The sequence below is a fragment of the Streptomyces sp. NPDC046939 genome (assembly GCF_040644575.1).
GTDB lineage: Bacteria > Actinomycetota > Actinomycetes > Streptomycetales > Streptomycetaceae > Streptomyces.
Map to the genome: position 1 here is coordinate 91,331 of NZ_JBEYWV010000032.1, position 24,935 is coordinate 116,265.

22 protein-coding genes are annotated in these 24,935 nt (G+C 72.1%); 11 read left to right on the forward strand and 11 right to left on the reverse strand.

Annotation, left to right across the window (positions count from 1 at the left end):
- The first annotated feature begins 5 nt into the window (after positions 1–5).
- Positions 6–950: a multicopper oxidase domain-containing protein gene (locus ABZ877_RS30145; RefSeq protein WP_361077463.1), complete on the forward strand. Its 945-nt coding sequence runs from the start codon at positions 6–8 to the stop codon at positions 948–950.
- A 64-nt stretch (positions 951–1,014) separates the two neighbouring features.
- Here ABZ877_RS30145 and ABZ877_RS30150 read toward each other — a convergent pair whose 3' ends face one another.
- On the reverse strand, positions 1,015–2,235 hold the full coding sequence (locus tag ABZ877_RS30150; RefSeq protein WP_361077366.1) for a glycoside hydrolase family 64 protein: 1,221 nt from the start codon (positions 2,233–2,235) through the stop codon (positions 1,015–1,017).
- 274 nt (positions 2,236–2,509) lie between these two features.
- On the opposite strand from ABZ877_RS30150, the gene ABZ877_RS30155 reads away from it, so the two are divergent.
- Together ABZ877_RS30155 and ABZ877_RS30160 are read left to right on the forward strand one after the other, a co-directional pair.
- Positions 2,510–3,301, forward strand: a complete 792-nt coding sequence (locus ABZ877_RS30155) for a VOC family protein (protein WP_361077369.1) — start codon at positions 2,510–2,512, stop codon at positions 3,299–3,301.
- A gap of 84 nt (positions 3,302–3,385) precedes the next feature.
- Complete coding sequence (locus ABZ877_RS30160; RefSeq protein WP_361077372.1) at positions 3,386–3,640, forward strand: WhiB family transcriptional regulator; 255 nt, start codon at positions 3,386–3,388, stop codon at positions 3,638–3,640.
- On the opposite strand, the gene ABZ877_RS30165 is transcribed toward ABZ877_RS30160, so the two are convergent.
- Positions 3,631–6,108, reverse strand: a complete 2,478-nt coding sequence (locus tag ABZ877_RS30165) for a hypothetical protein (RefSeq protein WP_361077375.1) — start codon at positions 6,106–6,108, stop codon at positions 3,631–3,633. The two genes, ABZ877_RS30160 and ABZ877_RS30165, sit on opposite strands and share 10 nt — an antisense overlap.
- Before the next feature lie 131 nt (positions 6,109–6,239).
- On the opposite strand from ABZ877_RS30165, the gene ABZ877_RS30170 reads away from it, so the two are divergent.
- The 3 genes from ABZ877_RS30170 to ABZ877_RS30180 are packed head-to-tail and all read left to right on the forward strand — an operon-like array spanning position 6,240 to position 8,688.
- Complete coding sequence (locus ABZ877_RS30170; RefSeq protein WP_361077378.1) at positions 6,240–6,788, forward strand: hypothetical protein; 549 nt, start codon at positions 6,240–6,242, stop codon at positions 6,786–6,788.
- A 2-nt stretch (positions 6,789–6,790) separates the two neighbouring features.
- Positions 6,791–8,002: a histidine kinase gene (locus ABZ877_RS30175; RefSeq protein WP_361077381.1), complete on the forward strand. Its 1,212-nt coding sequence runs from the start codon at positions 6,791–6,793 to the stop codon at positions 8,000–8,002.
- Complete coding sequence (locus tag ABZ877_RS30180; protein ID WP_361077384.1) at positions 7,999–8,688, forward strand: response regulator transcription factor; 690 nt, start codon at positions 7,999–8,001, stop codon at positions 8,686–8,688. Before ABZ877_RS30175 ends, ABZ877_RS30180 begins: the two co-directional genes overlap by 4 nt.
- Before the next feature lie 18 nt (positions 8,689–8,706).
- On the opposite strand, the gene ABZ877_RS30185 is transcribed toward ABZ877_RS30180, so the two are convergent.
- The 5 genes from ABZ877_RS30185 to ABZ877_RS30205 form a co-directional block, all read right to left on the reverse strand.
- On the reverse strand, positions 8,707–9,333 hold the full coding sequence (locus ABZ877_RS30185) for a TetR/AcrR family transcriptional regulator (RefSeq protein WP_361077387.1): 627 nt from the start codon (positions 9,331–9,333) through the stop codon (positions 8,707–8,709).
- Between the two features lie 154 nt (positions 9,334–9,487).
- Positions 9,488–10,465: an acyl-ACP desaturase gene (locus tag ABZ877_RS30190; protein ID WP_361077390.1), complete on the reverse strand. Its 978-nt coding sequence runs from the start codon at positions 10,463–10,465 to the stop codon at positions 9,488–9,490.
- Between the two features lie 133 nt (positions 10,466–10,598).
- Positions 10,599–12,914: an excinuclease ABC subunit UvrA gene (locus tag ABZ877_RS30195; protein WP_361077393.1), complete on the reverse strand. Its 2,316-nt coding sequence runs from the start codon at positions 12,912–12,914 to the stop codon at positions 10,599–10,601.
- Positions 12,915–12,955: 41 nt separating this feature from the next.
- Positions 12,956–14,590 (reverse strand): ABC-F family ATP-binding cassette domain-containing protein, encoded by a 1,635-nt coding sequence (locus ABZ877_RS30200; protein ID WP_361077396.1) that lies wholly within the window; start codon positions 14,588–14,590, stop codon positions 12,956–12,958.
- A 301-nt stretch (positions 14,591–14,891) separates the two neighbouring features.
- Entirely contained in the window at positions 14,892–15,305 is a 414-nt protein-coding gene (locus tag ABZ877_RS30205) for an SsgA family sporulation/cell division regulator (RefSeq protein WP_361077400.1), read from the reverse strand.
- Between the two features lie 241 nt (positions 15,306–15,546).
- On the opposite strand from ABZ877_RS30205, the gene ABZ877_RS30210 reads away from it, so the two are divergent.
- From ABZ877_RS30210 to ABZ877_RS30230, 5 genes are all read left to right on the forward strand, one after another.
- A complete protein-coding gene (locus ABZ877_RS30210) occupies positions 15,547–16,608 on the forward strand; it encodes an oxidoreductase (RefSeq protein WP_361077465.1) in 1,062 nt (353 codons plus the stop codon).
- Between the two features lie 94 nt (positions 16,609–16,702).
- Positions 16,703–17,755 (forward strand): ABC transporter ATP-binding protein, encoded by a 1,053-nt coding sequence (locus ABZ877_RS30215; RefSeq protein WP_361077404.1) that lies wholly within the window; start codon positions 16,703–16,705, stop codon positions 17,753–17,755.
- 34 nt (positions 17,756–17,789) lie between these two features.
- A complete protein-coding gene (locus ABZ877_RS30220) occupies positions 17,790–18,992 on the forward strand; it encodes an ABC transporter substrate-binding protein (RefSeq protein ID WP_361077407.1) in 1,203 nt (400 codons plus the stop codon).
- Position 18,993: 1 nt separating this feature from the next.
- On the forward strand, positions 18,994–19,854 hold the full coding sequence (locus tag ABZ877_RS30225) for an ABC transporter permease (RefSeq protein ID WP_361077410.1): 861 nt from the start codon (positions 18,994–18,996) through the stop codon (positions 19,852–19,854).
- A gap of 17 nt (positions 19,855–19,871) precedes the next feature.
- A complete protein-coding gene (locus ABZ877_RS30230; RefSeq protein ID WP_361077413.1) occupies positions 19,872–20,687 on the forward strand; it encodes an ABC transporter permease in 816 nt (271 codons plus the stop codon).
- Positions 20,688–20,705: 18 nt separating this feature from the next.
- On the opposite strand, the gene ABZ877_RS30235 is transcribed toward ABZ877_RS30230, so the two are convergent.
- The 4 genes from ABZ877_RS30235 to ABZ877_RS30250 all read right to left on the reverse strand — a co-directional run bounded on the left by ABZ877_RS30235 (position 20,706) and on the right by ABZ877_RS30250 (position 24,922).
- Positions 20,706–21,722: an iron-siderophore ABC transporter substrate-binding protein gene (locus tag ABZ877_RS30235; protein WP_361077416.1), complete on the reverse strand. Its 1,017-nt coding sequence runs from the start codon at positions 21,720–21,722 to the stop codon at positions 20,706–20,708.
- Positions 21,723–21,797: 75 nt separating this feature from the next.
- Positions 21,798–22,664: an ABC transporter ATP-binding protein gene (locus ABZ877_RS30240; RefSeq protein ID WP_361077419.1), complete on the reverse strand. Its 867-nt coding sequence runs from the start codon at positions 22,662–22,664 to the stop codon at positions 21,798–21,800.
- A 201-nt stretch (positions 22,665–22,865) separates the two neighbouring features.
- The gene (locus ABZ877_RS30245) at positions 22,866–23,915 is read right to left on the reverse strand and encodes an iron chelate uptake ABC transporter family permease subunit (protein ID WP_361077422.1); all 1,050 of its coding nucleotides are present in this window, start codon (positions 23,913–23,915) and stop codon (positions 22,866–22,868) included.
- The gene (locus ABZ877_RS30250) at positions 23,912–24,922 is read right to left on the reverse strand and encodes an iron ABC transporter permease (protein ID WP_361077425.1); all 1,011 of its coding nucleotides are present in this window, start codon (positions 24,920–24,922) and stop codon (positions 23,912–23,914) included. Before ABZ877_RS30250 ends, ABZ877_RS30245 begins: the two co-directional genes overlap by 4 nt.
- Between the last annotated feature and the right edge of the window lie 13 nt (positions 24,923–24,935).

A 24,935-nucleotide genomic window follows, 5' to 3' on the forward strand; every position in this document is an offset into this window, starting at 1 on the left:
GCCGGATGCTGATCGGCGGGGCGGTGGCGGCGACGGCGGGTGTGACATCGTTGTCGATCGCGGCCTCGGCCCCGACGGCGGCGGGCGCCGACACCCCGCCCCGCACGGCCCCGGCGGGCGGCGAGGTGCGCCGCTTCACCCTGTACGCGGAGAAGCTCGCCGACGGCCAGCTCGGCTACGGCTTCGAGAAGGGCAAGGCGTCGATCCCCGGCCCGCTCATCGAGCTGAACGAGGGCGACACCGCGCACATCGAGTTCCACAACCTCACCGACGTCGACGCGAGCCTGCACGCGCACGGCGTGGACTACGAGATCTCCAGCGACGGCACGCGGATGAACCGCAGCCACGTCGAGCCCGGCGGCACCCGCACCTACACCTGGCGCACACACGCCCCGGGCCGCCGCAAGGACGGGACGTGGCGGGCCGGTTCGGCGGGCTACTGGCACTACCACGACCATGTCGTCGGCACGGACCACGGCACGGGCGGTATCAAGAAGGGCCTGTACGGGCCCGTGATCGTGCGGCGCAAGGGTGACATCCTGCCCGACCCGGGCAAGACGTTCACCATCGTCTTCAACGACATGACGATCAACAACAAGGGAATGCACGAGGCGCCGAACTTCGAGGCGACGGTCGGGGACCGCGTCGAGATCGTCATGATCACGCACGGCGAGTACTACCACACGTTCCACATGCACGGTCACCGCTGGGCCGACAACCGCACCGGCATGCTCACCGGCCCCGACGACCCCACCCAGATCCTGGACAACAAGATCTGCGGCCCGGCCGACTCCTTCGGCTTCCAGATCATCGCGGGGGAGGGGGTGGGCGCGGGCGCCTGGATGTACCACTGCCATGTGCAGAGCCACTCGGACATGGGGATGGCGGGGTTGTTCCTGGTGAGGAAGGCGGACGGCTCGATCCCGGCGTACGACGCGCCGCACCACTGACGCCGGGGGCGCCCTCGCGGAGGCCGTCGGCCTGATCCGCGAGGGCGCCGCGAGGCGAGGAGGGTCAGGAGCCGACGCTCACCGTGAAGCGGCGCGGGTTGCCGTCGTTCGCCGCGCCGGAGACGTCCGGCTGGCCGTCGGGGCGTACGTCGTCATAGGGGAAGGCGTACCCGATGGGGGAGTTGGCGTGGACGACGCGGGCCCAGTGGTTGGTCGTGGCGTCCTTGTAGTAGTCGCCGGTGCCCGCCCCGTTCGGCTGGGTGGGGTGGGTCAGCATGATGCTGCGGTTGAATCCGGCGGCGAGACGGGCGAGCAGCGCCTTCTTGTCGTCGGAGTCGGCCGGGTTGTTGGTGAACGGGCCGTGGTTGCAGGTGAAGATGTCCTTCGAGGTCGGCTTGGTGAAGGTGTGGCCGCCGTTGAAGGTGAGGGTGTTGCCGCTGACCCGGCCGGTGAAGACGCCCCGGCCGCCCTGGAGGTCGATCCTCAGGTCGGTGGAGCGGTACTTGTCCCAGACCCGGTCGATGTAGCCGTTCCACACGTCGCGGAACGGCATCTGGTCGGGCCGGTCGAAGTAGGGCGCCATGAGGTTCTGCGGGGAGATCACCCGCAGGACCTTGCCGTCGCCGCCCCTGATGACGAGCTTGTCCCAGGGCTGCCCGTCCTTGGCGGCCTGCGCGGTGAGGTCGGCGGCGATCTTCTCCACGGCGCCGTCCGGCAGCGGGGCGACGGTGTGCGTGGTGTCGCCCTCCAGCTTCAGCCCGATGGGCAGGGCCGTCACGAGGTCGACGTAGCTGATGTTGGCGTACAGCTGCTGCGAGTTGAAGGTGAACTCGCAGAACGACCAGGTCTTGTTGTAGTTCTTGTCGGCCGGTGTCGCGAACGCCGGTTCGACGAGGCCGGGGCCCGGGTTCAGGAAGAAGTCGAGCGTGTTGTCGCGGACGAAGTAGACGCGGGCTCCGAACATCTGAGGCAGCGTCACCACCTTCGGCGCGGCGCCCGCCGGGTTCAGCGGGATCGCGCAGTCCACGGGCAGGGGGGTCTGCGGGGCGCTCGGCGAGGCGGGCCGGTAGACGCTGCCGTCGGCGCGCAGCAGCACCCAGTTGCCGGTGGACTGCTCGTGCCCGGTGACGTAGGCGCGCACGGTGCCCGGCAACGACTTGTTGACGAGGGCCAGTTCACAGGTGGCGGGCGCGGCGCCCGCGGTCCAGGCGGGGACGGTGAGAGAGGCGGCGGCCGTGGCGACGGTCGCTCCGGCGCCGGCGAGGAACATCCTGCGCGATATCACGATCGCACTCCTGAGCTGTGGGGGGTTGACTGTGGGGACCCACTGTGGGGGAGGCCCACTGTGGCGAGAGGTCATGCAATCGTCAAGACTTATGTCAGGGAGCGCTCCCGACGGTTGAGTCCGTTCAAGGGTTGAACGTGAGGGGTCCGCGCGGCCATTGGTCCGTACCTTGCCTGGTCAGCGGCGTGCGGAGAGGATTGTCAGTGGGCGGTGCAAGACTCGGCAGTCCGCAAGGAAACCCGACGAGAGATCCCTCGACGAGGAGGGCACCACCATGATCACGACCGATTCCGTGAACGGTGCGCCGAACTGGCTGGACCTCGCCACCCCCGACCTGGACGCCTCGACCGCCTTCTACGGCGGTGTCTTCGGCTGGGAGTTCCGGCCGGGCGGCGCCGAGACGGGCGGGTACGGCATGTTCACGCTCGACGGGAGGAAGGTGGCGGGCGCCATGACCGTCACCGCCGACCAGGGCGCGCCGGGGTGGACGGTGTACTTCCGCAGCGCGGACGCGGACGCGGCGGTCAAGGCCGCCGAGCAGGCGGGCGCGACCGTGTACCTGCGCCCGATGGACGTGCTCGACCAGGGCCGCATGGCGATCCTGGCCGACCCGGCGGGCGCGGCGTTCGGCATCTGGCAGCCCCGGCGCCACAAGGGCTTCGAGCACGTGACGCAGGACGGCGGGCTGAACTGGGTGGAGTTGCACACCACCGACGCGGGCGCCGCGAAGGAGTTCTACAACGCGGTCCTCGACTGGGACACGTTCGACGTGCCGTTCCCGGGCGGCACCTACACCACGGTCAACCCGGCGGGCACGGACGAGAACGCCATGTTCGGCGGCATCGCCCCGCTGGGGACCGAGCCGGGCGAGGCGGAGCTCGGCCCGCACTGGACGCCGTACATCCACGTGCCGGACGTCGACGCGGCCGCCGCGGCGGCCCGGAAGCTGGGCGGCACGGTGCGCTCCGCGCCGGAGAGCATGGCCGGGGTGGGCCGCTTCGCCACGCTCACCGACCCGCACGGGGCCGTGTTCGCCGTGATCAAGGGCGATCCGAACCAGACATAGTCGGGGCACACGCCCGGCCGTCCGGCGAGCCGCGTTGATCGTTCGTTGATCCCGCGTTTTTCGCCGGGCGGCACCCTCGTCACCATGTACGCGAACACGACCCTCACACCCACGGCTCCCGCCTGGCAGGAGCAGGCCCTGTGCGCCCAGACCGGCGGGGACTTCTTCTTCCCCGAGCCGGGCAGCTCCGTCCGCGAGGCCAAGCTGATCTGCCGGATGTGCGAGATCCGTCCCGCCTGCCTGGAGTACGCCCTCAGCCACGACGAGCGCTTCGGCGTCTGGGGCGGCCTCTCCGAGAAGGAGCGCCACCACCTGCGGCGCACACCTCCTCAGGCGTAGGTCACCGTGAACTCCCGCGTCCCCGCGGGCACGTGGACGTCGTCGCCGGAGCCGCCGACGTCCAGGTTCCGGCCGTCCGCGACCGCCGAGCGCACCGGGCCGAAGCGGCACGGGTAGACGAACCGCACGCCGTGCGGCGCCGAGCCGATCCGCACGCGCACCCGTTTCGCCGCCGCCTCGTGCGTGAGCCGGTAGCCGAACGGCCGGCCGAACAGCGTCGGCGCGTTCTCGACCGCCACGGGCTGCGCGTCCCGCAGCCAGTGCGGGCGCACCCCCGGGGCGATGTAGAGATGCGGGTCGCGGTCCTCGTCCGCCTCGAAGAACAGGATGTCGCGGAGCAGCAGCAGATACTCGGCCGCGGCCCAGCCGTGCGGGATGTCGCCCATGTACCAGTGCCGGGCCGGTACCTCCCGGAAGTCCGACGCGACGGGGAAGGCGTGCTGCTCGTTCCACGCGCCGAGCGCCACCGCCCGGTCCTGGGAGTGCGGGAACGCCGCGTCCACGACCCAGCCGAGCAACTCGTCGGCCCGCCCGGGGTTCCCCGCCAGCAGGTAGGCGTGCGCGAGCTGCATGGTGAGGTACGGCCCGTACGCGTTCCACGCCGCCTCGTGCCGGAAGCCGCCCGTCACGAAGTGCGCGTACATCGTGTCCAGGGTGTGGCGGGCGGCCAGGTCGATGTCGTCGCCGAGCTTGCTGCCCATGTGCAGGCGCAGCGGATGGAAGTACGCCGCCGCGCCGATCATCGTCGAGTCGAGCCGGCCCACGTCGGCGGGGCCCGTCGGCAGATACGTCTCCCAGGCGCCGCGCCGCCGCTGCTCGGCGAGGACCCAGCGCATCGACGCGGCGGTGGCCGCCTTCAGGTCGTCGAAGGCGCCCCACAGCTCGCCCGCCTCGGGCGCGCCGATCCGCTCCGCGAGCCGCGCCGCCTCGTAGAGCCCGGCGAGCCCCCACAGGTCGTCCCAGTAGTGCGGCTTGTCCCGCTCGCCGAGGTGCTCCGCGCTCCAGCCGCTGTGCAGCAGCCCGTAGCCGTCCCGGTTGTCCCGCAGCCAGCGCGCGCCGTCGAGCACGTACGGGGTGTAGAGCCGGGCGCCGAACGCGGCGGCCCGGCCGGAGGTCCGGTCGAAGCGGCCGAGCGCCCACAGCGCCTGCCCGTTGCTGTCCCACTCGCGGTCGTCCCGCTCGTGCGGGCCGCCGTAGAACCCGTACGCGGCGCACGGCCCGATCCGTCCGCCGCCCCGGTTGAACCTCAGCGGGTAGTGCGTGCCGAGCTGGTGCCCGGCGAGCGCCGTGTCGCCGACGAGCGAGCACGCCGTCGCCTCCACCGACGAGTCCCGGATCCAGAACGAGTCGTAGACGGTCGGGCCCGGATGGATCTCCCCGAGGTCGGAGAGGATGAGCAGCTCGGAGCGCGCCTGCCGGAACAGGTCCGCCAAGTGGGAGACCGGGCGCGGGAGCTGGGGCTGCACGCCCTGCCGGAGCAGCTTCTCCGACCAGAAGTCCCGGTTGTTGCCCTCCAGTTCGTCGGCGGGTGTCGCCCGCAGCTCGGCCAGGTCGTCGGAGCCGCTGTACAGGTCGACGGGGAGCCGTACGTCGATCTCCCTCAGCTCGTCCTCGACCACCCGGTACGGCCAGGTGAACACGGCGCTGCACAACCCGGCCACCTGGTCCTGCGCCTCCGCCGCCCCGTTCAGCTTCCCGGCCGTCGCCAGGTCGTGGAACGGGTTGTGCCGCACGTACACCTCCGGGTCCGTGCTGAAGTCCGGGTTGCCGTACACGCCGTAGCCGTCGGGCGCCGTGTCGAAGACCGGGCCCCAGCCGCTGTTCGTCTCCACCCGCCGCTCACCCGGCAGGTACCGCAGGAACGTCAGACGGCGGTCGGTGATCTCGCGCCCGTTGCGGTCGTGGCGCTGGAAGCCGCTCGGCCCGGCCGGCATCACCGCCGCGCACACCAGGCCCTCGCGCGCCCGCCCCGTCGGCGAGCCCACGGTCAGACGGGTCACCACCGCGTCCCGCTGCCGCGCCCCGACCGGCACCGCGAACGTCCGCTGCACGAACTCCACCCCGTCCGCCGTGCGGAACGTCGTCAGCACGACCGGCAGGTGCGGGGCCTCCATCCGCTGCCGCACCGTCCCGCCGTCCATGAGCTGCGGCAGGTGCAGGGCGCCCGTCGCCGGGTCGAACAGGAAGAACGACAGGCAGTACTTGTCGTAGACCGGCTCGATCTCCCCGGCCTGCCCGACCAGGGACTCCTGCCGGTGGTCCTTCACCCCGACCATGCCCCAGTACCGGTACAGCGCGTTCGAGGCGAACGCCGCCTCCTTGCAGTCGTACGTCCCCGCGTCAAAGTCGTCGCTCCACCGCCGCATCGCCGCCTGCGCCCACCACGGCACCGGGTACGGCACCTGCGCCCGGCCGGCGAACCCGCGCCACATGACCTCGTAGAACATCCACTCGTGCGTCTGCGCCATGGAGTCCACCTCCTGCCCGCACCGTGGCACCGTGAGAGGGGCGCGGCTAGTGCCCGCCGGGGGCCATCTCCACCCGTTGTTCCACCCGTAGGTCCAGGCATCGCAGGCCCCGCCGCAGCAGGCTTGGGGGCATGACAACGACCGAGTGGATCACCGACATCGCGCTCCTCCTCATCGTCTTCCGCCAGCTCCGGGAAGGCCGTCTGGACCTCAGGTCCTTCCTGATCCCGCTGGGCATCGTGGCCTTCGTGGCCCACTCCTACCTCGACACCGTCCCGACCGGCGGCAACGATCTCGTCCTGATCGGCACGCTGGTCGCGGTCGGCGCGGCGCTCGGCGTCGCCGGCGGGATCTTCACCCGCATACGGACGTCGGGCGAGCACCTGCTGATCAAGGCCGGGGCCGTCTCGGCGACCCTGTGGGTGCTGGGCATGGGCGCCCGGATGGGGTTCCAGCTCTGGGTCGAGCACGGCGGCGCCGACGACGTGGCCCGCTTCAGCGTCACCCACCACATCACCGGCGACCAAGCCTGGGTCGCGGCGTTCGTCCTGATGGCGCTCACCGAGGTGGTCACCCGCCTCGCCACGATCTTCGTACGGAGCCGGGGCGTACGGGGTCGCGCGGCCCAGGCCGCCGACGTGCCCGCGACGCCCGCGCCCGTCCTCGACCACACCCGCTGACCATGCGTTATGGTGCGGCCGTGCCCGCAACCGAGACCGATCCGCCGCCCGGGGCGACCCCGCCCACGGGCGCGGGCCCGCGCCCGCTCCCGGGCCAGGACCTCCGTACGCAGTGGGTCGCGACGCTCGCGGTCGTCGTCGTCGGAGCGCTCACGATCCGGCCCATGGGGTTCAGCGGGCGCGGCCTCGCGGTCACCGCCCTCTTCGTCGTCAACTGCCTGGCCCTGCTCGCCCGTCGGCTGCCCGAGGCCAAGGTGCCCCCGCGGCTCGCCCTGGTCTGGCTGGCGCTCGGCGTCGTCGCGGCGGCCGCCCTGATCGGCGTCAGCTCCACCGGCACGGCCTACCTCTTCGCCTTCTTCCTCGCCGGGCACGCCGGATACCGACTGGAGATCCGCCCGGCCCTGCTCCTCGCGCTGGGGTGCAGTCTGCTGTGCGGCGGCGTCCTGTTCCTCCGGATCGGCCCCGGCTACCAGGAACTGCCGTACGTCGTCGGACTCGTGACCGGCGTCCCCGTCGTGATCGGCGTCGTCAACCGCAGCCGCCACCGCGCGATCCGGGCGGCGATCGACGCGGCCGAGTCCGCCGAGCGCGCCGCGCGGGCCGAGGCCCGTACCGCCGTCCTCACCGAGCGCGGCCGGATCGCCCGGGACGTGCACGACGTCCTCGCGCACTCGCTCGCCGGGATCAACATGCAGCTGGAACTCGCCGACGCCCTCCTCGACACCGGCGACCTGGACCGGGTCCGCGAGGCCAACGACAAGGCGCACAGCATGGTCAAGGAGAGCCTGAAACAGGCGCAGTGGACGGTGCACGCGCTGCGCGAGGACGCCCTGCCGCTGGTCGAGAGCCTGACGGCGATGGTCGAGTCGTCCGGCCACCGGGACGCGCTCACCGTCACGGGGACCGTCCGCGAGGTGCCCGCACGCGTGACGCAGAACCTGCTGCGGATCGCCCAGGAGGCGCTGACGAACGCGGCCCGGTACGCGCCCGGCGGCGAGGTCCGGGTGGAGCTGGAGTTCGCCGCCGCGTCGACCACGCTGCGGGTCGTCAACCGCCCCGGCACACGCGAGGGCGCCACCGGCGGCGGCAGCGGCATGGGGCTGATCGGTATGCGCGAGCGCGTCGCCCTGCTGGGTGGCACCATCACGGCGGGCCCTGTCGTCGAGGGGCCGGACCAGGGCGGATGGCAGGTGGAGGCGGTGATCCCGGAATGAGCGAAGCCGGAGCGGGTGAACAGGCAGCGGGGGGCGGCCAGTTGCGGGTGGTCGTCGCCGACGACCAGGCCGCCGTACGGGAGCCCCTCGCCGCGGTGCTCGGCCTGACCGAGGGCATCGAGGTGGTCGCGGCGGCCGCCGACGGCACGGAGGTCCTCGCGGCGGTCGACGGCGCGGGCCCGGTCGACGTCGTCCTCATGGACCTGCGGATGCCGGTCATGGACGGCACGGAGGCGACCCGGCGGCTGAGCGAGGAGCATCCGGAGGTCGCGGTCGTGGTGCTGACCACCTTCGCCGACGACGACTCGATCCTCGCCGCGCTGAGCGCCGGGGCCCGCGGCTACCTCACGAAGAACGCCGGGCGCCAGGACATCGTCCGGGCCATCCGGGCGGCCGCCGCCGGGCAGTCCGTGCTCGACCGCGAGGTCCAGGACCGGCTGCTCGCCACGGTCAGGACGGCCCGCCCGGCCGCGCCGGACCCCGGGTCGCTCCCCGCCGACCTCACACCCCGCGAGCGCGAGGTCCTCACCCTCATCGGCCAGGGCCTGCCGAACCGGGCCATCGCGGAGAAGCTGTTCATCAGCGAGGCCACGGTCAAGACGCACATCAACAACCTGTTCGCCAAGGCGGGCATCCGGGACCGGGCGGACGCGGTGCGCCGCGCGATCGCGGCGGGCCTGGCCTGAGCCCTCCCGGCAGGAGCGTCAGAGCAGGCTGTCCAGCTCGGCCTCGAAGAGGAGCCCGGGGTCGAACCCCATCCCGGTGAAGTGCCCCGCGGCCTCAAGGGACAGGACACCGTGCAGCCGCGTCCACACGGACAGCGCCCGGTGCAGGACCGCGGGCGGGACCTGATGCCCCTCCGCCCACTGCCGGTGCGCCTCGATGTGCGTGTCGAAGGGCGCCGGTTCCTCGTCGTAGGCCAGCGCCGCGCAGGCGTCGAGCAGCGGCGCCATGATCTCGGACGCGATGGCGGTGATGTCGTCGGGCGCGTGATACCCCGGTACGGGGGTGCCGTAGACCAGGAAGTAGCGGTGCGGGTCGGCGAGGGCCCAGCCGCGCAGCGCCCGCGCGAGGGCGGCGACCTCCTTCTCGGTCGCGCGGAAGGTGTCGGCGAGGCTCTGGTACGCGTCCCGGATCAGCTCGGTGATCAGCTCGTCGCGGCCCGCGTAGTAGCGGTAGAGCGCGGGACCGCTCATGCCCATCTGCTTGGCGATCGCGTTCAGGGAGAGCGCGGAGGCGCCGGCGGTCGCGATCTGCTCCCAGGCGTGCTGCTTGATCTCCGCGCGCACCTGGGCGCGGTACCGCTCGCGCGGGCTCTTCGTGTCGGGCACGGCCGCGACCGCCTTCCGTCGAGTACGCCGTCCGGATCGGCCAGAGGCGTCGGCCGGCAGCTTCCGTTAGAAGCTATCACGGACGTTATCGACACTGCGGTGCGCGGGGCGCGGCGGTGCGGACGGGTGTGCCAGCGCACCGCCGCCGGAACCGTCAGCCCTGGGCGGCCCGTGCCGCGAGCCTGGCCTTGCGGGCGGCCAGCTTCTCGTCGAACTTGGCGGCCTCGCTGTCGAGTCCGTTCATGAACAGACCCACCTCCTCCTGGGCCCGGACACCCTCGGGGCCCAGCCCGTCGATCTCCATGATCTTGAGGAAGCGGAGCACGGGCTGGAGCACGTCGTCGTGGTGGATGCGCAGGTTGTAGACCTCGCCGATCGCCATCTGCGCCGCCGCCCGCTCGAAGCCGGGGATGCCGTGCCCCGGCATGCGGAAGTTGACGACGACGTCGCGCACGGCCCGCATCGTCAGGTCGGGGGCGATCTCGAAGGCGGCCTTCAGCAGGTTCCGGTAGAAGACCATGTGCAGGTTCTCGTCCGTGGCGATGCGCGCCAGCATCCGGTCGCAGACCGGGTCGCCCGACTGGTGGCCGGTGTTGCGGTGCGAGATCCGGGTCGCGAGCTCCTGGAACGCCACGTAGGCGACCGAGTGGAGCATCGAGTGCCCGTTGTCCGACTCGAAGCCCTCGCTCATGTGTGCCATGCGGAAGTTCTCGAGCTTGTCCGGGTCGACGGCGCGCGACGCGAGGAGGTAGTCGCGCATGACGATCCCGTGCCGGCCCTCCTCGGCCGTCCAGCGGTGCACCCAGGTGCCCCAGGCGCCGTCCCGGCCGAACAGGGAGGCGATCTCGTGGTGGTAGCTGGGGAGGTTGTCCTCGGTCAGCAGGTTCACGATCAGCGCGGTCCGGCCGATCTCCGTGACCTGCGACTGCTCCTTGTCCCAGGCCTCGCCGTCCTCGAAGAAGCCGGGGAAGTTGCGAGCGTCGGACCAGGGTACGTACTCGTGCGGCATCCAGTCCTTGGCGACCTTGAGGTGCCGGTTCAGCTCCTTCTCGACCACTTCCTCCAGTGCGTGCAGGAGGCGGGCGTCGGTCCATGTGGTCGACGAGCCGAGGCGGGGAGAGATCACGGTCACAGGGGCTCCTGGGGGACGGAGGTACAGCGAGCGGTATTACTTACGGTGTCGTAGGTTACGTTGCCGTAGGTTAAGCGCTCGATAAAGGGTCGATGTCACATCAGGAGCCCCGCAAACCAGACTGAGAGGCACGTCACACGACACGCCGTACGTGTTCGGCCGTGAACGAGCCGTCCGCGTGCAGGAGTTCGGCCGGCGTCCCCTCGAACACGACCCGGCCACCGTGGCGCCCGCCCTCCGGGCCGAGGTCGATGATCCAGTCCGCCCGCCGGATCACGTCGAGGTTGTGCTCGACGACGACCACGGTGTTGCCCGCGTCGACCAGCTGGTCGAGCAGCGCCACCAGCCCGTCGACGTCCGCCATGTGCAGCCCGGTGGTCGGTTCGTCCAGGACGTAGGTGGCGGCGGTGCGGTGCAGATGCGTGGCCAGTTTGATGCGCTGGCGCTCGCCGCCGGAGAGGGTGCTGAGGGAGCGGCCGAGCGTGAGATAGGTCAGACCGACGTCGCGCAGGGCGCGCAGCCGACGGCGCAGCGCCTCCTCGCCCGGGTCGGCGCCGCCGAAGTGGTCGAGGGCCTCGGCGGCCGTCATGTCGAGCACGTCGGCGACGCTGCGGCCCCGCACCGTGAGCCGCAGCACCTCCTCGCCGAACCGCCGCCCGTCGCAGGAGTCGCAGCGGGTGGTGACCGGGTCCATGAAGGCGAGGTCGCTGTATACCACGCCGCGGCCCTGGCAGGTGGCGCACGCCCCGGCCGAGTTGAAGCTGAACAGCCCCGGCTCCGCGCCCGTCTCCCGGGCGAAGATCTTCCGTACGGTGTCCATGATGCCCAGGTACGTCGCCGGGGTGGAGCGCGCCGAGATGCCGATGGACGACTGGTCGACGACCACCGCGTCCGGGTACGCGGCGCACAGCGCCCCCGACACGAGCGAGCTCTTGCCCGAGCCCGCGACCCCGGTCACGGCGGTGAGCACACCGGTCGGCACCTGCACGGACACGTCCTTGAGGTTGTGCAGCGCGGCGTCCTTGACGTGCAGCGCGCCGGTGGGCCGGCGCGGGCGCTCCTTCACGCCGCCCGTGCGCCGCAGGCACCGTCCGGTCAGGGTCGCCGCCCGCCGCAATCCCTCCGGCGGCCCCTCGTACACCACGCGCCCGCCGTCGGCGCCGCCTCCGGGGCCCATGTCGACGACGTGGTCGGCGACGGCGATGACATCCGGGTCGTGCTCGACGACGAGGACGGTGTTCCCCTTGTCGCGCAGGCGCAGCAGCAAATCGGTCAGGCGCCCCACGTCGCGCGGGTGCAGGCCGACGCTCGGCTCGTCGAAGATGTACGTCATCCCGGTCAGGCTCGACCCCAGGTGCCGCACAGTCTTCAGGCGCTGCCCCTCGCCGCCGGACAGCGTCGACGTGGGCCGGTCGAGGCTCAGGTAGCCGAGCCCGATCGCCTCGATGCGGGAGAGCGCGGCGACGGCGGCCGCGACGATCGGCACGGCGACCGGATCGGGGTCCTTCCCCTCGGTGAGGCGGCGCAGTACGGGGATCAGCTCGCTGACCTCCATGGAGGTGAGGTCGGCGATGGAGTGACCGCCGACCCGGGTGGCGAGTGCGGCGGCGGTGAGGCGCGCGCCTCTGCACAGCGGGCAGGGCCCCTCGGTCAGGTACCGCTCCACCATGTCGCGGGTGCGCTGGCTGAGCGTCGACAGGTCCCGCTTCAGATACAGCCGCTCGAACCGGTCGGCGAGCCCTTCGAAGGCGATGTCGCGGCTGCCGCCGGTGTTGTCGACGTTCACCCGCGCCCCGCGCCCGCGCAGGAGGAACTCCCGTTCGGCGGCGCTGAACTCGCCGACCGGCTTGCGCGTGTCGAGGTCGGTGGTGTTGGTGTACGTCTGGCCCTGCCAGGTGCCGGCGGCGAACGGCGGGAAGAGCACGGCGCCGTCCGCGAGCGACTTCGCCGGGTCGAGGATGCGGTCGTAGTCGGGGCGGACCGTGCGCCCGAGCCCGTCGCACTCGGGGCACATGCCGCTGGGGTCGTTGAACGAGTACGCGGTCGCCGGGCCCGCGCTCGGCGTCCCGCACCGCGAGAAGAGCACGCGGATCACCGAGTAGACGTCCGTCATCGTGCCGACGGTGGACCGGGAGTGCCCGCCGATCGGCCGCTGGTCCACGACGATCGCGGGGGAGAGGTCCTCCAGGGCGTCGGCGTGCGGCCGCTCGTGCTTCGGCAGCCGGTTGCGGACGAACCACGGGTACGTCTCGTTGAGCTGACGCTGTGACTCGGCCGCGATGGTGGAGAAGACGATCGACGACTTCCCCGACCCCGACACCCCCGTGAACACGGTGAGGCGTTCCTTGGGGATGCGGAGGGTGACGTCCTGGAGGTTGTTCTCGCGGGCTCCGACGATGCGCAGGTACGGGTGGGCAGGTGGTGTCGTGTTCGGTGTTGTGCTCGGCATGGTTCGACGCTAGGGCGGATACCCGACACGTTCTGTCATGTTTACGGGGCTTCGGTGTCCGTCAGCGCTCCGTCGAGCAGAAGCCATCTGGTCACTCCGATCGACCGCAGGAACGGCAGGTCGTGGCTGGCGACGACGAGGGCGCCCTCGTAGGACTCCAGGGCCGTCGTCAGCTGGCGGACGCTCGCCATGTCCAGGTTGTTGGTCGGCTCGTCGAGCATGAGGAGCTGGGGCGCCGGCTCGGAGAGCATCAGCGCGGCCAGGGTCGCGCGGAACCGTTCGCCGCCGGACAGGGTCGCGGCGAGCTGGTCGGCCCGCGCGCCCTTGAACAGGAAGCGGGCGAGCCGGGCCCGGATCCGGTTGTTGGTGGCGTCCGGCGCGAACCGGGCCACGTTCTCCGCGACGCTCAGCCCGTCGTCGAGCACGTCGAGGCGCTGCGGCAGGAAGCGGAGCGGCACATGGGCCGTCGCCTCGCCCTCGACCGGCGCGAGATCACCGGCGATCGTGCGCAGCAGCGTCGTCTTGCCCGCGCCGTTGCGCCCGATGAGGGCGACGCGCTCCGGCCCGCGCAGCTCGAACGCGCCCCGCACCCGCGCCCCGTGGGCGAGCCGCAGATCGCGCAGCGTGAGGACGTCGCGGCCCGGCGGGACAGCGGTGAACGGCATGTCGACGCGGATCTCGTCGTCGTCGCGCACCGCCTCCACCGCCTCGTCGAGCCGCTCCTTGGCCTCGGTGAGCTTCTCCTCGTGCAGGATGCGGTGCTTGCCCGCGGAGACCTGGGCCGCTCGCTTGCGCGCGCCCATGACGATCTTGGGCTCGCGCTTGCTGTCCCACATCTTCTGTCCGTACCGCTTGCGGCGGGCGAGCTTCATATGGGCGTCGGACAGTTCGCGCTTCTGCTTCTTGAGGTCCGACTCGGCGACGCGCACCATGCGCTCCGCCGCGTCCTGCTCGACGGCGAGGGCCTCCTCGTAGGCGGAGAAGTTCCCGCCGTACCAGGTGATCCCGCCGCCGCGCAGATCCGCGATCTGGTCGACGCGGTCGAGGAGTTCACGGTCGTGGCTGACGAGGACGAGCACGCCGGACCAGCGCTCGACGGCGGCGTACAGCCGCTGCCGGGCGTGCAGGTCCAGATTGTTGGTCGGCTCGTCGAGCAGCAGGACGTCGGGGCGGCGCAGCAGCAGCGCGGCGAGCCGCAGGAGCACCGACTCGCCGCCCGACACCTCGCCGATGGTGCGGTCCAGGTCGATGTGGTCGAGCCCGAGCTCACCGAGCGTGGCGCGGGCGCGCTCCTCGACGTCCCAGTCGTCGCCGACGGCGGTGAAGTGCTCCTCGCGCACGTCACCGGCCTCGATGGCGTGCAGGGCGGCCCGCGTCCCGGCGATGCCGAGCACTTCGTCGACCCGGGAGGTGGTGTCCAGGGCGACGTTCTGCGGCAGGTATCCGATGTCGCCGAAGACGCGCACGGTGCCGTCGGCGGGCGTCAGCTCACCGGCGATGAGGCGCAACAGGGTCGACTTGCCCGACCCGTTGACGCCGATGAGCCCGGTACGGCCCGGGCCGAAGGAGACCTGGAGGTCGTCGAAGACGACGGTACCGTCGGGCCAGGCGTACGAGAGACCGGTGACGGCGACGGACGTGGGGCCGTGGGCGTGGGCGGGGGAGGACAGGGACATACGGGCCTCGCGGTGGCTCGGTGCGAACGGTGACGGGTGCGACACGTTCGAGACACCGCGGAGAAAGCCGGGGCCACAAGAAGAAGGGTCTGCGACGGCGCGGGGAGGACGGCTCGGGCTCGGATGCCGAGGTCTCGCACAGCGACATGGACGCGGGAAGGCACGTACGGGTGCACGTGCGCGGCGTGACATGCGCGGTGTCTCAGAACCTCAGACGAGCAACGTCCTACTCCGATCGACGACAACAGAACCGCCATACACGCTAGGAACCGCCCCGGCCGCGCGTCAACCGATTAACGGTTCACGCCTGTCCCAGCAGCTCCGCCAGGTCGCTGTCCACGTCCACGTGGAGGGACTCCTCGCCGACCGGGACCAGCGCCCTCGTGCTGGCGAGGAAGCGCTCCAGCTCGCCGGTGCGGATGTGCACGATCGCCGTGCCCTCCATGGCGTGGAACTCCAGGACCGTGCGGTCGTACCCGTAGGGCCGCACGCGGACGTCACCGAGGCCGGCGGGCTCCCGCACCCCCGTGGCGAGCAGGTCGCGGGCGAACGTCCAGCAGACGTCGACGCCTTCGAGGGTGGCGGCGGCCGGGAAGGACATGCGGACGGCGAACGGGTCGCGCACGTCGTAGCCGAGGGTCGCGGGGATGCTGGCCATGCGGGGTGCGGCGGCGACGATTCGGGCCTCTACGGCCTGCTCGATGAGGGTGGACAACGCCTGCTCCTAGGGACGACTGCACGGACTACGACGGACGGACGGCCTCACTTGAATAGACGGCGGAACGGGTAACTCCGTGCACCTGAAGCCGGACGAAAGACGAGTGACCTCTGTCACCGATTTCAATCAGAGTGATCTGGACGCCACTCGGATGGTGGACTACGCTCCCCGCGCCATGACGGATCTGAGGCGTACGGGCATACGGAGAGTCACGAGAAGCGCGGGGCTCCTGGGACGGATGGCCATGGGCGCGGGGGTGGCGGTGACCCTCGCGCTGGGCGCCGCGCCGGGCCCCGCAGCGGCCCACGCGCCGACCCCCCGCTGGCAGCTCACGGACACGCACACCGACGCCCGCTTCCGCGGCCTCGCCGCCGTGGACCGGCGCACCGCCTGGGTCGCCGGGTCGAAGGGCACGGTGCTGCGCACCACGGACGGCGGCGCGCAATGGAGGCCGGTCTCACCGCCCGGCGCGGCGGCGGAGGCGCTGGAGTTCCGCGACATCGAGGCGTTCGACGCGCGCCGCGCCGTCGTCCTGGCCATCGGCGAGGGCGAGGCGTCCCGCGTCTACCGCACGGACGACGGCGGCGCGACCTGGACGGAGTCGTTCCGCAACCCCGACCCGAAGGCGTTCTACGACTGCGTCACCTTCTTCGACCACCGCAACGGCCTGGCGATGAGCGACCCGGTCGACGGGAAGTTCCGCATCCTGTCGACCCGGGACGGCGGCCGGTCCTGGCGCGTCCTGCCCAGCGCCGGGATGCCGGAGGCCCAGGCGGGCGAGGCCGGGTTCGCCGCGTCCGGGCAGTGCCTCGTGGCGTCCGGCCCCAAGGACGTCTGGCTCGCCACCGGAGGCGGCGCGACCGCCCGCGTCCTGCACTCCCGCGACCGTGGCCTGAACTGGACGGCGACCGAGACCCCGGTCCCGGCGGGCGACCCGGCCCGCGGCGTCTTCGGCCTCGCCTTCCGCGACCGCGCCCACGGCATCGCGGTCGGCGGCGACTACACCGCGGGCAACCCCTCGCCGCGCGCCGCCGCGACCACCGGCGACGGGGGCCGCACCTGGGCCCCGTCGGACCGGCCGCCGCCCGCCTACCGCTCCGGCGTCGCCTGGCTCCCGCACAGCCGCACCGCCGCACTCGCCGTCGGCCCGACCGGCACCGACCTCACCACGGACGCGGGCCGCACCTGGCGCACCGTGGACCCGGGCTCGTACGACACCGTCGACTGCGCGCGTGACGGCGCCTGCTGGGCGGCGGGGGAGAAGGGGCGCGTGGCGCGCATGGGACACGGGTTGCGCTGAGCGCTCCGCGCACCATTCCGATTGCGCCACGAACGGGACCGGCGCGCCGTCGGCGGTCTTGTGGGGCTGATTGAAGTGTGCATGATCTACGCATATGGCCATGCCCGCGATCGCGCTGCGCGATGTGCACAAGTCCTTCGGTGACGTGCGTGCCGTCGCCGGTGTCGGGCTCGACGTGGCCGAGGGCGAGTTCTTCTCACTGCTCGGCCCCTCGGGCTCCGGCAAGACGACCGTGCTGCGCCTGATCGCCGGGTTCGAGACACCGACCCGAGGCACCGTCGCCCTCGGCGGCGCCGATGTCACCCGGCGCGCCCCCTTCGAGCGCGACGTCACCACCGTCTTCCAGGACTACGCCCTGTTCCCGCACATGAGCGTCGAGCAGAACGTGGCCTACGGGCTGAAGGTGCGCGGCGTCGGCCGCAGGGAGCAGGCGGAGCGGGCCCGCGCCGCGCTCGCCTCCGTCCGCCTCGAAGGGTTCGGCGCGCGCAGGCCAGGGCAGCTCTCCGGAGGCCAGCGCCAGCGCGTCGCGCTCGCCCGCGCCCTCGTCGTCCGCCCCCGCGTGCTGCTCCTCGACGAACCGCTCGGCGCCCTGGACCTGAAACTGCGCGAGCAGATGCAGGGCGAGCTGAAGGAGTTGCAGCGCGAGGTCGGCATCACCTTCGTGCTCGTCACCCACGACCAGGCCGAGGCGCTGGCGCTCAGCGACCGGATCGCCGTCATGAACGCGGGCCGCGTCGAACAGGTCGGCACGCCGGGCGAGCTGTACGAGGCGCCCGCCTCCCCGTTCGTCGCGTCCTTCGTCGGCACCTCCAACACCCTCACCGGCGCCGCCGCCGAACTGATCGCGGGCAAACCCGGGACGTTCGGCGTGCGGCCGGAGAAGATCAGGCTCCTGCCCGACGGCGACCCGGCGGGCGGCGCGGGCGTCGGGGGCCGCGACCACAGCGAGGTGCGCGGCACCGTCACCGACGCCGTCTACCTCGGCGACAGCACCCGCGTCGTCGTCGACACCGACGCCGGCGCCCGCTTCGTCGTCGTACGGCAGAACCTCGACACCACCGCCTCCGACGCCCTCGCCCTGCCGGGCAGCCGCGTCCTGCTGCGCTGGCACCGGCGGCACAACGTCCCACTGAGCCGGAAACCCTGAGCGACCCACGCGAACCGACCGACAGGGAGACCTCGTGCGCGCAACCCGAACGTGTCTGGCCGCCGCAGTCGGCGGACTGCTGCTCGTCACCGCCTGCGGATCCTCGGGGGACGACGACAAGGGCGGGCCGGGAGGGCGGGGCTTCACCCCGCCGAAGATGTCCGCGCCCGCGGCGCTCGGCAGGACCGAGGGCCAGGTGAACCTCATCGCCTGGGCCGGATACGCCGAGGACGGCTCCAACGACCCGAAGGCCGACTGGGTCACCCCGTTCGAGAAGCGGACGGGCTGCCAGGTCAACACCAAGATCGCCGGAACCTCCGACGAGATGGTCAACCTGATGAAGACCGGCCAGTACGACGCCGTCTCCGCGTCCGGCGACGCCTCCCTGCGCCTGATCGCCTCCGGCGACGCGGCGCCGGTCAACACCGACCTCGTACCCCACTACAAGGACGTCTTCCCGGGTCTGAAGATGCAGCCGTGGAACTCGGTGAAGAACGTCGCCTACGGCATCCCGCACGGCCGCGGCGCCAACCTCCTCATGTACCGCACCGACAAGGTCAGCCCGGCGCCCGACTCGTGGAAGGCCGTCTTCGACGACGCGCCCGCGCACCAGGGCAAGGTCACCGCGTACGACTCCCCGATCTACCTCGCCGACGCCGCGCTGTACCTGATGAAGACCAAGCCTGGCCTCGGCATCAAGGACCCGTACGCGCTCGACCAGAAGCAGTTCGACGCCGCCGTCGGCCTGCTGAAGCGGCAGAACCGGAGCATCGGCGAGTACTGGAGCGACTACCTCAAGGAGATCTCCGCCTTCAAGAGCGGCGACTCCGTCATCGGCACGAGCTGGCAGGTCATCGTCAACACCGCGCAGGCGGAGAAGGCGCCGGTCAAGGCCGTCCTGCCGAAGGAGGGAGCCACCGGCTGGTCCGACACCTGGATGGTCTCCGCGAAGGCCAAACACCCCAACTGCGCCTACAAGTGGCTCGACTGGATCGTCTCGCCGAAGGCCAACGCCCAGGTCGCCGAGTACTTCGGCGAGGCCCCCGCCAACGCGAAGGCGTGCCAGGAGACCGCCGACAAGCAGCACTGCGCCACGTACCACGCCGACGACGCCGCCTACTGGAAGCGCGTCCACTTCTGGACCACGCCCCTCCCGCAGTGCCTCGACGGCCGCACCGACGTCACGTGCGTGCCGTACGCGAAATGGGTCCAGGCGTGGACCGAGATCAAGGGCTGAGATGCGCACCGGAAAAGCCGCCGGGGCGCTGCACCGCAGCCCCCGGCTGCGGCTCGCGCTGCTCCTCGCCGCGCCCCTGACCTGGCTCGTCGTCGCCTACCTCGGCTCGCTCGCGGTGCTGTTCCTGTCGGGCCTGTGGACCACGGACCCGTTCACCTCGGACATCGTGCGCACCTGGACCCTGGACAACTTTCGCACCCTGTTCACGACGGACGTCTACCGGCAGGTCGTCCTCCGCAGCGTCGGCGTCGCACTCGCCGTCACGGCGCTGTGCGTCGTCCTTGCCTTCCCGATCGCCTTCTGCACGGCGCGCGTCGCCCGCCCCCGGTGGCGCCCGCTGCTCGTCGTCGCCATCCTCACGCCGCTGTGGGCGAGCTACCTGGTCAAGGCGTACGCGTGGCGCGTGATGCTCGCCGAAGGGGGCTTCCTGGACTGGCTGCTGTCCCCGTTCGGCCTGGACGGGCCCGGCTACGGACTCACCGCCGCCGTCCTCGTCCTGACCTACCTCTGGCTGCCGTACATGATCCTGCCGATCCACGCCGGGCTCGAACGCGTCCCCGAAGCCCTGCTCGACGCCTCCGCCGACCTCGGCGCCCGCACCTGGCACACCTTCCGCACGGTGCTGCTGCCGCTCGTCCTGCCCTCGGTCGCGGCGGGCTCCGTCTTCACCTTCTCGCTCAGCCTCGGCGACTACATCGCCGTACAGATCGTCGGCGGGAAGACCCAGCTCATCGGCAACGTCGTCTACGCCAACATCACCCTCGACCTGCCGCTCGCCGCCGCCCTCGGGACCGTGCCGGTGGCCGTGATCGTCCTGTACCTCCTTGCCGTGCGCCGCACCGGCGCGCTGGGCAGCCTCTGAGCCGTAGGGAGCCCGTGGTGCACCTGTCCCGCCCCGCGCGCATCGCGCTCCGCGCCGCCGCCTGCGCCGGCTTCGCCGTCCTCTACGTGCCGCTGCTCCTGGTCGTCGTCAACTCGCTGAACCGGGACCGGAGCGCGGGCTGGCCGCCGAGCGGACTCACCCTGCGCTGGTGGCGCGACGCCTGGCACAGCGCGGGCGCCAGGGACGCGCTGTGGACCTCGGTGAAGGCGGGGCTCGGCGCCACGCTCATCGCGCTCGTCCTCGGCACGCTCGTCGCCTTCGCGGTCGCCCGGTACCGGTTCTTCGGCCGGGAGGCGGTCTCGTTCGCCGTCGTCCTGCCGATCGCGCTGCCGGGCATCATCACGGGGGTCGCGCTGAACACCGCGTTCCGTACGGTCCTGGAGCCGCTCGGGATCGGGCTCGGCCTGTTCACGGTCGTCGTCGGGCACGCCACGTTCTGCGTCGTCATCGTCTTCAACAACGTCGCCGCCCGGCTGCGCAGGCTCCAGGGCTCCTACGAGGAGGCGGCCATGGACCTCGGGGCGGGGCCCTTCCGCACGTTCCGCGACGTCACGTTCCCGCTGACCCGCTCGGCGCTCGCGGCCGGCGGGCTGCTCGCGTTCGCGCTCTCCTTCGACGAGATCGTGGTGACGACGTTCACGGCGGGCCCCGGCGTACAGACCCTGCCGCTGTGGATCTTCTCCAACATGGCGCGACCGCAGCAGGCACCCGTGGTCAACGTCGTCGCCGTCGTCCTCGTCCTGCTGTCGGTCGTGCCGGTGTACGCGGCCCAGCGGCTGTCCTCCGACACGACGGCGGGCAGCCGCATTTAGCGCTCCCGGTGCCCTCCTTCACTTCTTGATGGCGTCCGAGAACAGTGGCACCACGTTCTTGAGCGCGTACCGCACCGAGAGCACCGAGTCGGTGGCGAACGCCGAGCTGAGGTCCTTGTCGTCGAAGACCACCGCGTGGCCCTTCTTCACCGCCGGGACCGACGCGAACAGCGGGTCCGAGGTGATCTTCTTCGCGGTCGTGCCGATGGGCGCCATCACCATCAGGTCCGCGTCGAGCATCTGGAGGTTCTCCTCCGACACCGGCACCGAGAACGCCTTGCCCGCCTTCTTCTCCACCTCCGGGTTGTTGGTGAAGCCGAGCCGCTCGACGAAGTCCAGACGCCCGGTGCCGTGCACGTACGCGCCCCAGGACGAGGCCGTACGGGAGCCGACGGTGATGGTCCTGCCCTTGAACTCGGGGTGCGCGGCGGCGGCGTCGGCGAACTGCTTCTCGGTGTCCGCGATCAGCTTCTCGCCCTTCTCGGGGACACCGAGCGCCCGCGCGACCATCGTGGTCTGCTTCTCCCAGGAGATCTTGTACTGGTCGCCGCCCTTCGGCACCCCGACGGTCGGCGCGATCTTGCTGAGGGTGTCGTAGCGGGTCTTGTCGCCGCTCGCCTTCGTGTCGAGGATGAGGTCCGGCCGGAGCGCGGCGATCTTCTCGTACTCGGGCTCCAAGGTGCCGATCCGCTGCGGCGCCTTGTCGTACTTGCCCTCGGCCCAGGGGCCGACGCCCTCGCCGCCGAACGCCAGCCAGTCGCTCGCCGCGACCGGCTGCACGCCGAGCGCGAGGGCGGTCTCGGCGTCGCCCCAGCCGAGGGCGACGACGCGCTTCGGGCGCTCCTTGACGGTGACCGTGCCGAACTTGGTGGAGACCTCGGCGGGGAACGCGCCGGCGCCCGCCTGTGCCGCGCCGGTGTCCTTGCCTTCGTCGTCCGAGCCCGAGCCGCAGGCCGCGAGTGAACCGGCCAGGGCGAGGGCGACGGCGCCGACGAGGACGCGGCGGCCGGAGCGGGGGGTGGTGGGGGAGGACATGAGGGGCTCTCTCTTCTTGCTGGTCGCGTCTTGTCAGTTGCGTCTTGTCAGTTGCGTCTTGCTAGTTGGGTCTTGCTAGTTGCGCGGGGTGGTGGCGCTGATGTGGTGGCGCCCCATGGGGACGATGAGCGGGGTGCCGGACGCCGGGTCGGGGACGACGGCGCTGCGCAGCCCGAACACCTCCTCGACCAGGGACTCCGTGACGATGTCGGAGGGCGCGCCCTCGGCGACGATCCGGCCGTCCTTCATCGCGACGAGGTGATCGGCGTAGCGGCAGGCGAGGTTGAGGTCGTGCAGGACCACGACGAGGGTGACGCCGCGCTCCCGGTTCAGGTCGGTGAGGAGGTCGAGGACGTCGAGCTGGTGGCTGATGTCGAGGTAGGTCGTCGGCTCGTCCAGGAGCAGTACGTCGGTCTCCTGGGCGAGCGCCATGGCGATCCAGACGCGTTGGCGCTGGCCGCCGGAGAGCTCGTCGAGGGAGCGTTCGGCGAGATCGAGGACGTCGGTGGCGTGGAGGGCGGTGGCCACGGCCTCGTCGTCGGCGGGCGTCCAGCGCCGGAACCAGCCCTGGTGCGGGTAGCGGCCCCGGCCGACCAGGTCCGCGACGGTGATCGACTCGGGCGCCACCGGGGTCTGCGGCAGCACGCCGAGTACCGCGGCCACATCCTTGGTGGACATGGCGTGCACACTGCGCCCGTCGAGCAGCACGGTGCCCGCGGTCGGGGTGAGGAGCCGGGCCATGGCGCGCAGCAAGGTCGACTTGCCGCAGGCGTTGGGGCCGACCACGACGGTGATCCGCCCGGCCGGGATGTCGACATCGAGACCGGACACGATCCGGCGCTCGCCGTAACCGAGCGCGAGACCACGGGCCTGCAAGCTGTGCACGGAAGCCACGGGGGTCGTCGTCTCCTTGTGGTCGGGGGGTGCGGGGCGGGGCGTCATGGGGTGCGGGTGAGGTCAGGGGGTGGGGTGTGGCGGGTGTGACGGTGTCGCGGGTGTGACGGGTGACGGTGGGGCGGGTGTGACGGTTGGCAGCCGTGACCGGTGCGGCTGTTGAAGGGCGTTAGGACGTGTTCCGGCCCCCGGGGTGGTGCGGGCTTGAGCGGGTCGTCCGGTCGGTCCTGTCTCGCCGCGGGGCGCACGTCAACCGCCCTGCCCCGCGCGGTTGGAGCGGGCCAGGAGCCACAGCAGGTATGGCGCGCCGATCACGCTCGTCACGATGCCGACCGGCAACTGGGTGCCCGGGATCAGGTGTTGCGCAGTGAAGTCGGCGACGAGGACGAGCAGCGCGCCCGTGGCGGCCGACGGCAGCAGCGCCGCGCCCTGCCCGGGGACGAGGCGGCGGGCGATCGGCGGCGAGACGAAGGCGACGAAGCCGACGGGGCCCGCGGCGGCGGTGGCCACGCCCGCGAGGGCGGTGGCGCAGGCCAGCAGGGCGAGCCGGTCCCGTTCGACGCGGGCGCCGAGCCCGCCCGCCGTGTCGTCGCCGAGTTGCAGCGCGGGCAGCGCCCGCGCGGCCAGGGCGGTCAGCGGTACGAGCAGCGCCGCGCCGGCGAGCAGCGGCCAGAAGTGCGGCCAGGAGCGCCCGTTGAGGCTGCCCGCCAGCCACAGGAACGCCGTCTGCGCCTCGGTGACCTCGGAGCGTGTCATCTGGTACGAGATCACGCTCGTCAGGCCCGTGCCGATGCCCAGGCCGACCAGGACGAGCCGGTATCCGCTCACGCCCTTGCGCCAGGCGAGGAGATAGACCGCCGTCCCCGTGGCCAGGGACCCGGCGAGCGCCACGAACGACAGCGGCGTCCCGCTCAGCCCGGCGAGCCCGCCCGCGAGGACGACGGCGGCGCCCGCGCCGGAGCTGACCCCGATCACGTCGGGGCTCGCGAGCGGATTGCGCAGCAGGGTCTGGAACACCGCCCCCGAGAGGCCGAAGCAGCAGCCGACGAGCAGCGCGAGCAGGGCGCGGGGCAGGCGGAGTTCGAGGACGACGAACCGTGTTCCGCCGTCGCCGCCGCCGAGCAGCGTGGCGGCCACGTCCGGCACCGGGATGGTGTAGTCGCCGACGCTGAGCGAGATGCACAGGGCGGCGAACGCGGCCAGCACCAGGCCGCCGCCGACCGCCGTGGACCGGGCGCGCCCCCGGCGTCGTACGGCCGACACCCGGGCCACCGCCCCCGCCGGTACGCCGCCGCTCACAGCTCCACCGTCTTCCTGCGCCGCACGAGCAGGACGAACGGGATCGCCCCGAGCGCGGCCGTCATGACGCCGACCTGGACCTCGCCGGGCCGCGCGATCAGCCGGCCGGTGACGTCGGCGAGGAGCAGCGCGGCGGGCGCGAGCAGGGCGCTGTAGGGGAGGATCCACCGGTAGTCGGGCCCGGTGATCAGCCGCGCCGCGTGCGGAACGGCCAGGCCGACGAAGGCGATCGGGCCCGCGACGACCGTGGCGGCCCCGCACAGCAGCACGACGCACACCGCCGCGCCGATCCGCGCGAGGGCGATCCGCTGCCCGAGCCCGCGCGCCGTGTCGTCGCCGAGGGCCAGCGTGTTGAGGCGCGGGCCGAGCGCGAGGGCCAGCAGCGCGCCGACGGCGACGAACGGCAGCGCCTGCCACAGCACACCGTCCTCGCGGCCGGTGAGGGAGCCGACCTGCCAGAACCGGAACTGGTCGAAGGTCTTGCTGTCGGTCAGCAGCATCGCGCTGGTCAGGGCGGAGAGCGCGGCGGCGACGGCGGCCCCGGACAGGGCGAGCTTGACCGGGGTGGCGCCCTCGCGGCCGAGGCTGCCGACCCCGTACACGAGCACGGCGGCGAGGCACGCGCCGAGGAAGCCGAACCAGATGTACTGCCGCGGCTCGGTCAGGGCGAGCACGCTGATGGCGAGGACGACGAAGACGGAGGCCCCGGCGTTGACGCCCAACAGGCCGGGGTCGGCGAGGGGGTTGCGGGCGACGCCCTGCATGACGGCGCCCGCGAGGCCGAGCGCCACGCCCGCGAGGAGCCCGGCCGCCGTGCGCGGCATCCGGACCTCACGGACGACGAGTTGCGCGCGGACGCCGTGGTCGGGGCGGAGGAGGCCGTCGACGACGTCGGGGAGGGGCACGTGCCCCGAGCCGACGCCGAGGCTGAGCGCCACGGCGGCCACGAGGACGAGGGCGACCCCGCCGAGCCCGAGGAGCAACCGCCCCGTTCTTCGCCCTGCCACGCTCGCCCGCCCC